Source organism: Phocaeicola fibrisolvens, from assembly GCF_025567125.1.
GTDB classification, from domain to species: domain Bacteria; phylum Bacteroidota; class Bacteroidia; order Bacteroidales; family Bacteroidaceae; genus Phocaeicola; species Phocaeicola fibrisolvens.
On sequence record NZ_JAOQJI010000003.1, the window covers coordinates 112,201 to 125,902 of the forward strand.

Consider the following 13,702-nt stretch of genomic DNA (forward strand, 5'->3'; position numbering starts at 1 on the left):
CATGAAAGAATTGATAGAACGCCTTTACCGGGAGCAGACACTGGCTCCCGGTGAATTGCGTACCCTTCTGCTGGAGTGCCGGGGGGAAAACCTCGACTTTCTCATGCAAAAGGCACGCACGGTGGCCCAAAGCCATTTCGGCAACAAAATCTATATCCGCGGCCTCATCGAAGTGGGCAATTGCTGCCACAACGACTGTCTGTATTGCGGTATCCGGAGAAGCAACCGCCACCTGGAACGCTACCGCCTAGATGAGGAAACCATTCTGGCCTGCTGCCGCCACGGATACGAACTGGGATTCCGTACGTTTGTGCTGCAAGGAGGCGAAGACAACTACATGACCGATGAACGGGTCACCTCCATAGTGGCCGCCATCCGTACCTTCTTTCCCGATGTGGCCATCACCCTTTCCCTCGGTGAACGCCCTACCGTTTCCTACGAACGTTTTTTTCAGGCGGGAGCCAACCGCTACCTGCTGCGTCACGAGACGCACAACGAAGCCCATTACCGTCGTCTGCACCCCGACAGCATGTCACTTTCCAACCGTCTGCGATGTCTGGAAGACCTGAAACGCATCGGATTCCAGACGGGTACCGGCATCATGGTGGGAAGTCCGGGGCAAACCGTCGATAACCTGGTGGAAGACATTCTCTTCATCGAGCAGTTCCGCCCTCAGATGATTGGCATCGGACCTTTCCTGCCGCATCACGACACTCCCTTTGCTTCCTGTCCGCCCGGCAGCCTGACTCAGACCCTGACGTTGCTCTCCATTTTCCGGCTGATGCACCCGCAGGCACTGATTCCCTCGACCACCGCACTGGCCAGCCTCACGCCCGACGGACGGGAGAAAGGTATCCTGGCAGGCGGTAACGTAGTGATGCCCAACCTTTCGCCGGTGGAACAACGGAAGAAATATGCCTTGTACGATCACAAAGCCTCCATGGGTTCGGAAGCCGCCGAAGGATTGCGTCTGCTGGCACAACGGCTGGCAGCCATCGGATATGAAATAGATAAAAGCCGCGGAGACTATCCCGGCAAGACGTTATAACTTACATTGCAACTATGTACAAGATTGATTCTCAAAAGGCAGAGGAATTTATCTGCCACGAAGAAATTCTGGATACCCTGGAATATGCCCAAAGCAAGAGCCAGGACAAGGAACTGATACGTTCCATCATTGAAAAGGCCCGCCTGTGCAAGGGACTCTCCCACCGCGAAGCTGCCGTACTCTTGGAATGCAACGACCCGGAACTGGTGGAGGAAATCTACCATCTGGCCCGCGAAATCAAGCAGAAATTCTACGGTAACCGCATCGTGATGTTCGCCCCGCTGTACTTGTCGAACTATTGCGTGAACAGCTGTACCTATTGTCCCTACCACGCGAAGAACAAGACCATCGCCCGCAAGAAACTGACACAGGAGGACATCCGCCGCGAGGTCATCGCCCTGCAGGACATGGGGCACAAACGCCTGGCACTGGAAGCCGGCGAAGACCCTATCCACAATCCACTTGAGTACATTTTGGAGTCCATCCAGACCATCTATAACATCAAGCACAAGAACGGAGCCATCCGACGGGTGAACGTGAACATTGCCGCCACTACGGTAGAAAACTACCGTCGCCTGAAAGAGGCCGGCATCGGCACCTATATCCTGTTTCAGGAAACCTATCACAAGGAAAACTACGAAAAATTGCACCCCAGAGGTCCGAAGAGCAACTATGCTTACCACACGGAAGCCATGGACCGCGCCATGCAGGGAGGCATTGACGACGTGGGCATCGGTGTATTGTTCGGCCTGAACACTTACCGCTATGATTTTGTGGGACTGCTGATGCATGCTGAACACCTGGAAGCAACCTACGGCGTAGGTCCGCACACCATCAGTGTGCCGCGTATCTGCTCGGCCGACGACATCGATGCTTCCACCTTCGAGAACGCCATCTCCGACGAAATATTTCAGAAGATTGTGGCCGTCATCCGCATCAGCGTGCCTTACACCGGCATGATTATCTCTACCCGTGAATCGCAGCGTTCCCGCGAAAAAGTGCTGGCCCTCGGCGTATCACAAATCAGCGGTGGTTCCCGCACCAGCGTGGGAGGCTATGCCACCGAAGAACTGCCGGAAGAAAACTCGGCTCAGTTCGACGTGAGCGACCACCGCAGCCTGGATGAAATCGTGGCCTGGCTGCTGAAACTGGGCTACATTCCCAGCTTCTGTACGGCCTGCTACCGCGAAGGACGTACGGGCGACCGCTTTATGTCGCTGGTCAAAACCGGACAAATCGCCAACTGTTGTGCGCCCAATGCCTTGATGACGCTTCAGGAGTATCTTTATGACTATGCCTCACCGGAAACACGCCGTTTGGCAGAAGACATGATCCGCAAGCAGATGGAAGAGATTCCCAATCCCGCCATCCGTAAAAGAGCGTTGGAGAATCTGGAACGGATTGCCGAAGGGAAACGCGACTTCCGTTTCTAAATGTAGGACTTAAAGACTTATTAAACGTATGAACGATACCCCCCGTGCCAACCGACTGCACATCGGTCTGTTTGGCAAACGCAACGCCGGAAAGTCGTCGCTGATCAATGCCCTGACGCATCAGGACACGGCCCTTGTGTCGGAAATCCCCGGCACGACCACCGACCCGGTTTTCAAGGCCATGGAAATCCATGGCCTCGGTCCTTGCGTGTTCATTGATACGGCCGGATTTGACGATGAAGGTGAACTGGGCGAACTCCGCATCCGACAGACACAGCGTGCGCTGGAAAAGACAGACATCGCCCTGATGGTCTGCACCGACGACCACTTGGAAGAAGAATTGCACTGGCAGCACCTGTTGAAGGAAAAGAATGTACCCATCATCTGGATATTGAACAAATGTGACCAACTGCCCGATGCCGAGCAGACCATGCGCCGAATTGAAAAACAATGCGGACAGGTTCCTCTGCTGGTGAGCACCCTCACCGGACAAGGGCTGGATGACATTCTGCGCAGCCTCCGGCACAAGTTGCCGGATGAAACCATGGCACAAGGCATTGTAGGCCGGCTGGTGGAAGAAAACGACACCGTCATGCTGGTCATGCCGCAGGACATCCAGGCTCCCAAAGGCCGCCTCATCCTGCCGCAAGTACAGACCATCCGGGGACTGCTGGACCGCAGATGCCTGGTGATGAGCTGTACCACCGACAAGATTGATGCCATGCTAGCTGCCTTGTCCCGTCCGCCGAAGCTGATTATTACCGACTCACAGGTGTTCCGTACGGTGTATGACAAGAAACCTGCCGAAAGCCGGCTTACCTCCTTCTCCGTCCTCTTTGCACAGTACAAAGGTGACATCGACTACTACCTGGAAGGAGCCAATGCCATTGCCCGGCTGACCCCGGACTCACGAGTATTGATTGCCGAGGCATGTACACATGCCCCGCTGGCAGAAGACATCGGACGGGTGAAAATTCCGAACATGCTCCGCAAGCGCATCGGCGAAAGCCTGCAAATCGACATCGTATCGGGCACGGACTTCCCAGAAGACCTGACCCCATACGACCTGATTATTCATTGCGGGGCCTGCATGTTCAACCGCAAGTATGTGCTGAACCGCATCGACCGGGCTCGCACCCAGCAGGTTCCCATGACCAACTACGGAGTGACCATTGCCTACCTGGCGGGGATTCTGGATAAGATAGATTACTGATTTCTGAGAAGTAAGACTAGTTACCCTTCGTTATTCTGACGTGGATTGTTCCCTCAGAGGGCTTATCCTCCTCTAAGCGGAGGGTATAATACACATAATCGTCAATGCCATACTTCTCATACCATTTGCGTGGCTCTACTCCGGAGTCACGCAAACCACAAAAGTAAGTACCTCCCTCAACAGGAATACCGGAAGTATAACTCATAATAGGGGTTTCAAGGCCATCGCCCGGTGTGTATGTCTCCATGAGAATCTTGTTTCTGCCCACGCATACCGTATCCGTAAACAACCCCATATTGGCTGCAGAATTATCTAGAGGCGAATAAAAACAAGTAATACGCAGACTGTCTTCCTTGTAGGGTACAGCCATAAAGTCAACAGTCTCTACGCTGTCGACCAATATCAAATGAAGGAAATCGGGTAATAGTTCACGTTTTGTAAATATACCTTTATGGCAAGATACCTTTTGTAGCTTGGCACGCTTTCCATTAAACTCGCCCCGGATTGTCAGTCTCAGATGCTGCACACCTTGCATCTGGAAATATTCCTGCAAAGGCACGGAAAGAGAATGTGCCGGGTACTCATAACTAACTTTCACTTGTTGTGCCCATACAGGCATACTTAACAGGAGCAATAAGACTGCCCCCAAAATTTGTCTCTTCATAACGGTCTCTTTTTATCTTATTTTCCTCCTCAAATATAGGTATTTCAGACAAGAAACAGACCTTCACCTACAAAAAATGTGGCGCATACTTCTCAGCATGCACCACACCGTTATCCATTCTTTCCAATATCAAAAATCAACATACGATTTCTCGTTCAATCTCCTCAAAGCGCGGGAAAAGCAGATTGTTTTCCAGGTGAATATGTTCGAACAAAGCATCCACAAACGCCTCCAGTTCCTGCATCAGCAAACGGTAGCTGCCACAGCCATCCTGAGGCACCGAGAAATAATCCGTCAGCTGAATGATGTGCAAGTAGCGGTTTCCCTCTCCTTCATGCTCCATCTTCATCACCCGGATAGGATTGGAAATCGTACCACAGTGCATCGGTGCCATACGCTGCCCCTGTTCCTTCGCCGCATACAGCTCATAGAGATACGGGAACAACACATTTTCCTCTTTCTGCAAGTGCATTTCCAAATCTTCCAGCGACTCGCTCACCAGCGCCTTCAGCTCATGCAATTCCGGATGTGCTTCCCCATGCACACGCTCCACTTTTTCCAGCAATGCCAGCAGCTCCGGTCCATTGGCACGGATACCGCGGTGGTGTATCTTCAGGATATAATCCATCAACAAGTCCAACGGCCATGAAGCAAACGGAATCCGCCCGTTCCCGGCCTCTTCCTGACGCGTCAATGCCTGCTCCACGTCTTCCATCGACAAGTTCAAATCGGCACAAGCCTTTTCCAGCGTCACCTCTCCATGACAGCAGAAGTCGATGCCATATTTCTTGAATACTTTCGCTGCAGCAAAGTCATCGGCTACAATCTGTCCTACACTCGTATATTTCCAGTCTTTCGTTTCCATATTCTTTTCTTTTTATTTGATTACGGGTGCAAAGATAAGGCCTCCCCTCCAGAAACTTTGTCACCTATGTGACACCGACCTATAACGAAAGTTAAACCCGTGTTCTGCCGAAAAGAAGTGACACTATATGCAGAAAAACACTAACTTTGCAGGCACGTAAAAAAACAGAACAATAAGATGAAAACAAAAGACATGCCTATACTCCTGCTCACCGGTTATCTAGGAAGCGGGAAAACCACTTTATTGAATTATTTGCTGAGCAACCGTGAAGGAATCAAGTTTGCTGTCATCGTGAACGACATCGGTGAAGTCAACATCGATGCGGAACTGATTCAGAAAGGCGGCATCGTGGGCCAGAAAGAAGACAGCCTCGTGGCCCTGCAGAACGGTTGCATCTGCTGTACGCTCCGCACCGACCTCATCGAACAGATTTTCGAACTGATGAAAATGCAGCGTTTCGACTACATCGTCATCGAAGCCAGCGGAGTATGTGAACCGGAGCCTATCGCCCGTACCATCTGTTCCATTCCCCAGCTGGGTGGAGCCTATACCAAATACGGAACCTGCCGCCTCGACAACATCGTGACGGTGGTCGATGCCCTTCGTCTGCAAAGCGAATTTGACTGTGGAAAGGAACTGACCCGCAAGGATCTGGAAGAAGAAGACATTGCCAACCTGCTGATTCAGCAGATAGAGTTCTGTTCTACTATCCTGCTGAACAAAGCTTCTGAAGTCAGCCCGGAAGAACTGGACCGCATCCGAAGCATCATCCGTAACATCCAGCCCCGTGCAGAAATCATCGAATGTGACTATGCAAAGGTAGATTTGGACAAGATTGTCGGTACTCACCGTTTCGACTACGAAAAGGTAGCCACTTCTGCAGCCTGGATTCACGAAATAGAACGTCCGGTAACCGAGGAAGAAGAGGCCGAAGCTCATGCTCACGAAGGACATCACCATGACCATGAGCATGAGGAACACGAGCACGAAGCGCATGATCATGACCACGAGCATGGACATCATCATCACGACCACGAACATCACCATGACGAAGGCGAAACGGAGGAATACGGCATCAGCAGTTTCGTGTACTATCGCCGTCCGTCCTTCGACATTCATAAGTTCGACCGGTTCCTGGCAACCAAATGGCCGCGCAACGTGATTCGTGCCAAAGGGGTATGCTACTTTGCCCACAACCGTGACATGTCGTTCCTCTTCGAACAGGCAGGACGCCAGAAACAGATTACAGAAGCTGGACTCTGGTATGCCACCATGCCCGAAGACGAACTTATTGAAATGATGAAACGCGAACCTGGACTGGTGAGAGACTGGGACGAACGCTACGGTGACCGCATGCAGAAGATTGTCTTCATCGGCCAGCACCTCGACAAGGAACAGCTGATTAAAGACTTGGATGCTTGTCTGGAATAACTTGAAACAAACTAAATAAAAATATGCCTTCCTGAGTCCGCCGATTAAGCGCTTCAGGAAGGCATACTTGCTTTTCACCTTTATAATATATATTGACCTTTCCGGCCTCTACTCAATCCACCTCCTGCAACTGTTCCTTTACGGTGGCATCCACTTCCTGCAACGTGCATTTCCGCAAGACTACCTGTCCTGCCTGCTTGTTCTCCGGCAGATCAATCCCCGTCAGACGAATACCGCTTACCCGGTCGAACACAAAAGCCGGACGGAAATCATCTTCCTGCAAACGCAGTTTGATGTGACGCATCTGAATTCCTTTCACATGGCGCACATAAAATCCCCACGAAGGCAGTTCCTCAAACATGGTAAACTCCGGATATCCCTTTTCATTTTCAGGCACATCCTTCAACCGGCTCACCGACATGTAGGCCATCCCCCGCGTAGCACGGCCCGGATACACAATCTCGATGTTCTCCAACGTCACATCTTCAATATCATGCCCCGGTATGCCTGAAATGGAACTGGGGAACGGGTTATGGAAGAACGTCACCGAAGGTCCCCGCAAGTCATAATTAAGGTCCGGACGGCCAAAAGGCACTTCCACATACACATTCTTGATGGACACATGACGCAAGTACCCCGGCTGGTCTCCCGAACGATGCCCCAGACGGATAAAAATCGCATTGCCCGTATTCACCGCATGTACATTGGAGACCTGCACATGCTCAATCTCCGCTCCGTCGACCGACTCAATGGCAATGGCCGAACGGTAGGTATCCTTTACCCAGATGCTATCAATCTTTACATTCTTGAATCCACCGAGTGACTCCGTACCAAACTTGATGGCACTGGCACTGCTGATGATGTGACAGTTGGAAATAGAAACTCCGTCGTTCCAAGCCCCCCGGTTGTGCGATTTCAGGCAGATGCCGTCATCGGCAGAGTTGATGTAACAGTTTGAAATGCGTACCCTCTTACAGTCGCTGATATCAATCCCATCGTTGTTCCAGTAAGCCCGGTTTTCGACATGCAGACTGTCCAACGTCAGGTCGGAGCACAATGAAAACGACAATCCCCACGCGGCGCTGCTCCGAAGACGGGCATTACGGATCTCCACATTGCGACACCCGCGGATGAAAAGCAATTTCGGACGCGTATTCGGCCGCTTACAGTATGTATTATAATGCTTATCCACCAGCTCTCCCGTATGATGCAGACTGTCAATCGTCAAGGCAAGTTCCCTACCCTGGCCGTCAATGCAACCGTCACCCCGGATACCGATATGTTCCGCCCCCTCGGCATAAATCAATGCCTGGTCAAAATGGTCATCGTTCACCTTCAGCTCCTTCTCCGTGCTGAAACCCGGATAATCATACGGGCTCGTACTTCCCAGCAGCACCGCCTCCTTCTCCAGATAGAGCACCACATTCGATTTCAACTGCAAACTGCCGGTGAGATACCGTCCGGCAGGGAAATACAACTAGCCGCCTCCCGATGCATGCAACTTATCGATAGCAGCTTGCAGGCTGTCTGTATTCAGTGTTTTTCCATCGCCCACCACTCCGTGACGAAGCACATTATATTCAATTGCCGTGGCTGTGTTCATCCACAAGCACAGGCCACATAAAAAAAGAAATAAGGTTTGTTTTTTCATGGTATATCTGTCTATTCACGGGTAAAAATACACATTTCATCAGACAACCACCCTATCATCCGTCCATAAAATGGCGGTATCTGACAGAATTTTTCACCTAAACCTGCAAAAAAACGTCTTTTTGAGGCACTCTACCAGCCTCAAAAAGACGCCATCCAACGGCTTCCGTCTTACTTACAGATACATTCTATCGAGCAATGACAAACCAGCCCGGGTCTTGAAGATCTTTTCCCGTACCTTCCGGACAGCTTCTACCGGCAGGTTGTCTTCATAAATATTGACCAGAAAATCGGCTTCCACCAGAATCTGATAGTCCATTCCCTCTATACAATCATACGTGTGATGATGCCCCACCAGCCAGCATATCCGTTCAATCTGTGCTTCAGAGAATGTGCCCATTTCGGTCAGCAGTTTCCGGGCCTCTGCCGGACCTTCCTGTTCCTGATGTTTCCCATCGCACACTCCATATTTCTTCTCGGAAATCCGGATGCCAATGTCGTGTACAATCGCGGTCGCTTCCAGAATCAGCTGCGTAGCCGCATCCAATCCCTCTGACAAACCAATCATCCGGGCAAAGTAATGCACCTTGATGAGGTGCTGTATCCGTTTCGGGTCACCCGCATTGTAGGTCACCATCCGGTCTGACAATTCATGCAACTGCCAGACGGCTGTTTTTTTCTCGTTTACTTCCATATCTTGCATTCATAAGTTATCTTTTATTCATTGCATGCCTCGGCAATGTGCTTGACAATGCCCGGTCCTTCATAAATAAAGGCAGAGTACACCTGTACCAAATGAGCCCCCGCATTGCGCATGACTCTTGCCTCGGTCGGTGTCATCACTCCCCCTGCTCCAATCAGAAGCATATCCTTGGGCGCATGTGCCGACAAGTATTTCACTATTTCTACCGACTTATAAATAACCGGCAGTCCGCTGATACCTCCCGCTCCAACCTGCGTCACCTCTGCCTGACTGGAATGAATCAGCAACGAACGGTCCTGAGTTGGTCCCGTGGCAATAAACCCATCCATGTGATGTACTTTGGCAAATTCAATAATGCCATCCAGTTTTTCAACAGGCACATCTGCCGGAAGCTTCAACAAGACAGGCTTGTTCAAACGCTGCTTATGGACATCAAGAGCAGTCAATGCCCCAGCCAAGACCTCTGGAGTCATGCTCCCCCAGTTCACTGTATAATAATCCGCATACTGACCAAACGCTTCATATAATCCTGCGAGGTCGGCTGCAGCCCGCTCGTTATCGGCCGGACTATTGGTATTGATATTCACTCCCAGAATGTATTTTCCCTCACGCTTCCGCTGCAGGTTTTTCAAGAAAACCTCTTTTCCAGGATTATTGAAACCTGTACGCGATACCAATGCATGATCCTCAGGCAAACGGAAAATACGTGGGGAAGGATTGCCTGCCACTTTTTCCGGCGTCACGGTTCCCACTTCCAGAAAGCCAAAGCCCAAATCACTCAGTTCGTCGAAACAACTTGCCTCCTTGTCAAATCCGGCAGAAAGACCCACCCGGTTACCAAAAGTCAAGTTCCGCCATTGAAACGGAGCAGTCTTGGGACGATAGTATGCCCGCACCAGACATTTCACTGGCGTTAAATGACGATACACATGAAGCAACCCCATAATCTGGTTGTGAATTTTCTCAGCATCGATGCGAAACAACCAGGGACGAAGAATAGATTTGTACATAAACATAATATTTTTAGTTTCGTGTGACAAAATTACGACATCTCCTCGAAATTTTATCATAAAAAAAAGTTATCCCTTATTACCTTCCCAAAACGCCTAAGCATTCGGAATAAAACGCCTAAACGTTTTGATCGAAACGTCGAAACGTTTTAGTTGAAACGCCGAAGCGTTTGAGATGAAACGTTTAGGCGTTTCAGCACAAACACTTAGACGTTTTCAGAAGGTCTTCAAAAGTCTTCTTTTCTCTTCATTTAAGTTCTACTCACCACCTCCACGCGGCTCAGTGTATGGTTCACCCGCTCCACGTGAATCTGCGTGGCAATCCGTTCGCGCAGGGCCTCCACATGACTGATGATACCCACCTTCTTGCCGCCAATCTGGTGCAGCCTTTCGAGCGACTCCATCACCGTGTTCAGGTAATCGCTGTCCAGCGTGCCGAATCCCTCGTCGATGAAAAGCACATCCACCGAAAGACTCTTCCGGTTGAGCGACGACAGTCCCAAGGCCAGCGCCAGCGACACCAGGAAACTCTCTCCACCCGAGATGGTGGAAGTGGGACGCTTCGCCCCACCCTGGTACTCGTCGCGCAGCAAGATAGTCAGTCCCCCCGGCGGACACTCCATCCGGTAGCGGTCGGTCAGGCGGCTCAGGTAATGGTTGGCCCCGGCCAGCAACTGGCGGAGCACATAACTTTGGGCGATGTTGCGGAACTTCTTCCCGTCGGCACTGCCGAAGAGGGCAGCCACTCCCGCCCAGTTGTCCACTTCCTTCTGTTTCACCTCTATCTGTTCCTTGAGTTTCCGGATGCGCTGCAAGCCCTCTTCCTGATGCGCCAAAACCTGCGCAATGGCCCCCAGACGGGACACCTTCGCGGTCAGCGCTTCCTCCCGGCGAGCCATCGTTTCTTCCACGACCTCCGGCGTCACCGCCTCCATATCCTGCGGACGCTGCGCCCGATGCCCCTCCAGTTCGCGGGCCACCCGCTCTTTTTCCGCCCGGCACGCAGCCAGTTCATTGTCCAGTTTCTGCAAGGTACGGCGGGCCGTCTGCACTTTCTCCACCTCCAGCCCCGCCAGCTTCTCCAGGTATTCGCCCGAGATTTCCGGATGGGCCGCCAGGAAGGCTTCTACGCCCGCCCTCTTTTCTTCCGCCAGCTTGCGGGAAGTCTGCAAAGCCTGACAGACGGAAAGCACCGCCGCGTGCAAGGCATTCCACCGGGCCGGAAGCCCCTCGGGACACGGACCGTCGGGCACCGCCTCCCCGTCTGTCTCTTTCCAGGCCGGACACACCGTCCAGATGGACAGCCGTATCTCCTCCACCTGATTCTGCTGCCCCGTGAGCGACTCCACCTGATGTGCAAGTCTTTCCTTCTCTTTCTGCCGTTCCGCATAACAGGCCACTTCCTCCTGCAAGCGGGTGATAAATTCCTCCCGGCCGGTCTGCCAGTCGGCTTTCCACGGAACGAAAGTCACCAGCGCCTCCCCTTTCTCCATACACTGGGAAACGGTGAGCCGCTCCCGCGCGAGGGCTTCCTCCAGCATACGGAGTTCCGCTTCCAGACGGGACACGGCCTTGTCGGCCTCCTCCACCTTCCGGTGCCACTGCTCCCGGTCGGCGGTCAGCACCTCGCGTGCCTTGGTCAGCCCGTTCAACCGCTGCTGCAGATCCTCGGCCTGCTGCCACTGGGTGTCCAGCCGGCCACAAACCTCCTGCTGTGCCTGCAACGCCTGTTCCACCTGCGCCATCCCGTCGGCTGTCTCCGTCACCGCGGCCACCAGCGGCTGCTGCTTCACCGCCGCCTCCGCCTGCCGGAAAGCCACTTCTGCCGCCGTTTCCTTCTTCGCTTCCATGGCTTCCTGCCGCGTCAGGGCACGCACCTCCGCCTCGGCCCGGGCCAAGGGCGCCAGTACCTCTTCCGTCCGGCGGGTCTTTTCCGACAGCAAGACACGTACCGGCTCCAGCAACGACACAAAGTGGGCTTCATTCTCCAGATCCTCCTCCACCGGACGGCCACAGACCGGACACACATCGCCTTTCGACAGCCGGGCACGTGCCTCCCGCGCCCAGTCCGTACACGCCATCTGCTGCTTGTCGTACACCTGCTGCACTTCCTCCTTTTCCTTGCGGCACGCCTCGGCCTGTGCTTTCAGTTCCTCCACCGCCTGCTGCTGCCGACGGCTCTCTTCCTGCAAAGCCTTCCGGTTCTGCTGCACCTCCAGCCAAGCCTTTTCCTTCTCCATCTGGAGCGCCAGTGCCTCCCGCAACGCCTTCCAGTCGCCCAACCGGGTATCGGCTGCCTGCTTCTCCCGCCGGAGCTTCTCCGGCTGCAAGGCCTCCAGCTGCGTGCGGCAAGCCGTGACTTCCGCCTGTTTCTTTTCTTCTATCTTCCGGGCTTCTTCATACGCCGCTGCAGCCTTCTGACGTGCCTCGGCTATCTTCCGCTGCTCTGCCCCCTTGTGGACCTGCTCCTTCCGGCAATCCTCCGTCACCTGAAGCGCCCGCCGAATTTGGTCGGACAAGGCCGTGAGCGACTGCACCGCCTCGTACACCGGCACCTTCTCCTGCACCCCGGCGAGGAAGTTCTCGCACGCCGCCAGTTCCTTCCGGCTACGGTCGCGCACCCGCTCCAACCGGACATACTCCCCGTTCAGGACATGATACTTCTGGGCCAGCCGGGCCAGTTCCTCTTCCGACGTGCGGATGCGCTGCTGCAAAGTCACCTGCTCGGTCCACTGGAAACGCACGTCAGCCGTACGGTCCCAATCCTCCAGCAACGCCTTGTTGCGCCTGTAGCCTTCCGACTCCACCCGTTCCGTCACGGTCTGGAGCGCCTTTCCGGCCTCCTCCTGTGCCAGTACCAGCTTTTGCTCGTCGGTCATCCATTTCCGCAAATCCTGCCATTGCTTCAGTTCCTTGCGGAGTGTCGTGGTCTCTGCCGTCACCTGCGTCTGTTCCGCCTGCAACGCCACCAGCTCTTCGTCGCCCAACAGCACGATGCCGCCCGTCTGTGCCTTCAGTTCCTGCAACTCGGCCTCTTTTTCGGTCTTCATCACATAGATTTCCCGGCTGATGCGCGAATAGATTTCCGTGCCCGTGAGTTTCTCCAGGATGTTCGATTTCTCTTCCTCCTTGCTCTTGAGGAACTTGGTAAACTCTCCCTGCGCCAGCAGCGTGGTCCGGCAGAACTGCTCGAAAGTGAGGCCGATGCGCCGTTCAATCTCCGCCCGCGTCTCCGTCGACTTGTTGGTGAGCGGGGTACCGTCCTGCAAGGAAAGGGTCCACACCACTTTCTGGATTTTTCCACCCGCCTTGTTGCGCGCCCTTGCCACGCTCCACACCGCCCGCAGAGCCTCCCCCGCGGCATCCGTGAACCACAGTTCCACCTGCGCCGACACACTGTCGCGCCGCATCAGCATGCGGGAATCGTCGATGCTCACACCTTCCGTCTGCCCCGAGAAACTGTCGTTCTCGTCCTGATAGCGTTCGTTGGCCGCCTGTTTCAGGCGGGGCGTGGTGTTGTAAAGGGCCAGGCACACCGCATCCAGCAACGTGGACTTGCCCGCTCCCGTCGGTCCGCAAATCAGGAAGATGGAATCCTCGCCCAACGGCCCGTGTGCAAAGTCAATGCACGCCTTCTCGATGGAAGCAATATTTTCGATAATGAGTTTCTGTAATTTCATGCGTT

Annotated in this window: 11 protein-coding genes; 4 read left to right on the plus strand and 7 right to left on the minus strand. The window is 53.5% G+C overall.

Translation table 11 applies throughout. The features are described 5' to 3' along the window. Position 1 precedes the first annotated feature (1 nt). From hydE to hydF, 3 genes are read left to right on the plus strand one after another with little or no spacing between them, the layout of a single operon-like run. Complete coding sequence (hydE, locus tag OCV81_RS02190) at positions 2-1,048, plus strand: [FeFe] hydrogenase H-cluster radical SAM maturase HydE (RefSeq protein WP_148327988.1); 1,047 nt, start codon at positions 2-4, stop codon at positions 1,046-1,048. 14 nt (positions 1,049-1,062) lie between these two features. Continuing rightward, a complete protein-coding gene (hydG, locus tag OCV81_RS02195) occupies positions 1,063-2,481 on the plus strand; it encodes a [FeFe] hydrogenase H-cluster radical SAM maturase HydG (protein WP_148327990.1) in 1,419 nt (472 codons plus the stop codon). A 28-nt stretch (positions 2,482-2,509) separates the two neighbouring features. Continuing rightward, the gene (gene hydF / locus OCV81_RS02200) at positions 2,510-3,694 is read left to right on the plus strand and encodes a [FeFe] hydrogenase H-cluster maturation GTPase HydF (RefSeq protein ID WP_148327992.1); all 1,185 of its coding nucleotides are present in this window, start codon (positions 2,510-2,512) and stop codon (positions 3,692-3,694) included. A gap of 16 nt (positions 3,695-3,710) precedes the next feature. Here hydF and OCV81_RS02205 read toward each other — a convergent pair whose 3' ends face one another. Together OCV81_RS02205 and ric are read right to left on the minus strand one after the other, a co-directional pair. After that, positions 3,711-4,358 (minus strand): hypothetical protein, encoded by a 648-nt coding sequence (locus OCV81_RS02205; RefSeq protein WP_148327994.1) that lies wholly within the window; start codon positions 4,356-4,358, stop codon positions 3,711-3,713. A 136-nt stretch (positions 4,359-4,494) separates the two neighbouring features. Continuing rightward, positions 4,495-5,223 (minus strand): iron-sulfur cluster repair di-iron protein, encoded by a 729-nt coding sequence (gene ric / locus OCV81_RS02210; RefSeq protein ID WP_148327996.1) that lies wholly within the window; start codon positions 5,221-5,223, stop codon positions 4,495-4,497. A gap of 177 nt (positions 5,224-5,400) precedes the next feature. On the opposite strand from ric, the gene OCV81_RS02215 reads away from it, so the two are divergent. Beyond that, positions 5,401-6,654, plus strand: a complete 1,254-nt coding sequence (locus OCV81_RS02215) for a GTP-binding protein (protein WP_148327998.1) — start codon at positions 5,401-5,403, stop codon at positions 6,652-6,654. A gap of 112 nt (positions 6,655-6,766) precedes the next feature. Here the strand turns inward: OCV81_RS02215 and OCV81_RS02220 are convergent, their stop codons facing one another. The 5 genes from OCV81_RS02220 to OCV81_RS02240 all read right to left on the minus strand — a co-directional run bounded on the left by OCV81_RS02220 (position 6,767) and on the right by OCV81_RS02240 (position 13,697). Next, on the minus strand, positions 6,767-8,095 hold the full coding sequence (locus OCV81_RS02220) for a glycoside hydrolase family 28 protein (protein ID WP_262639965.1): 1,329 nt from the start codon (positions 8,093-8,095) through the stop codon (positions 6,767-6,769). 36 nt (positions 8,096-8,131) lie between these two features. Then, entirely contained in the window at positions 8,132-8,305 is a 174-nt protein-coding gene (locus OCV81_RS02225) for a hypothetical protein (RefSeq protein WP_262639966.1), read from the minus strand. A gap of 174 nt (positions 8,306-8,479) precedes the next feature. Then, positions 8,480-8,998 carry an HD domain-containing protein gene (locus tag OCV81_RS02230; RefSeq protein ID WP_148328084.1) on the minus strand — a complete coding sequence of 173 codons (519 nt, stop codon included), beginning with the start codon at positions 8,996-8,998 and terminating at the stop codon, positions 8,480-8,482. A gap of 23 nt (positions 8,999-9,021) precedes the next feature. Beyond that, positions 9,022-10,017, minus strand: coding sequence for a quinone-dependent dihydroorotate dehydrogenase (locus OCV81_RS02235; RefSeq protein WP_022354851.1), 996 nt, complete (start codon positions 10,015-10,017; stop codon positions 9,022-9,024). 251 nt (positions 10,018-10,268) lie between these two features. After that, the gene (locus OCV81_RS02240) at positions 10,269-13,697 is read right to left on the minus strand and encodes an AAA family ATPase (RefSeq protein ID WP_148328000.1); all 3,429 of its coding nucleotides are present in this window, start codon (positions 13,695-13,697) and stop codon (positions 10,269-10,271) included. Positions 13,698-13,702 lie beyond the last annotated feature (5 nt).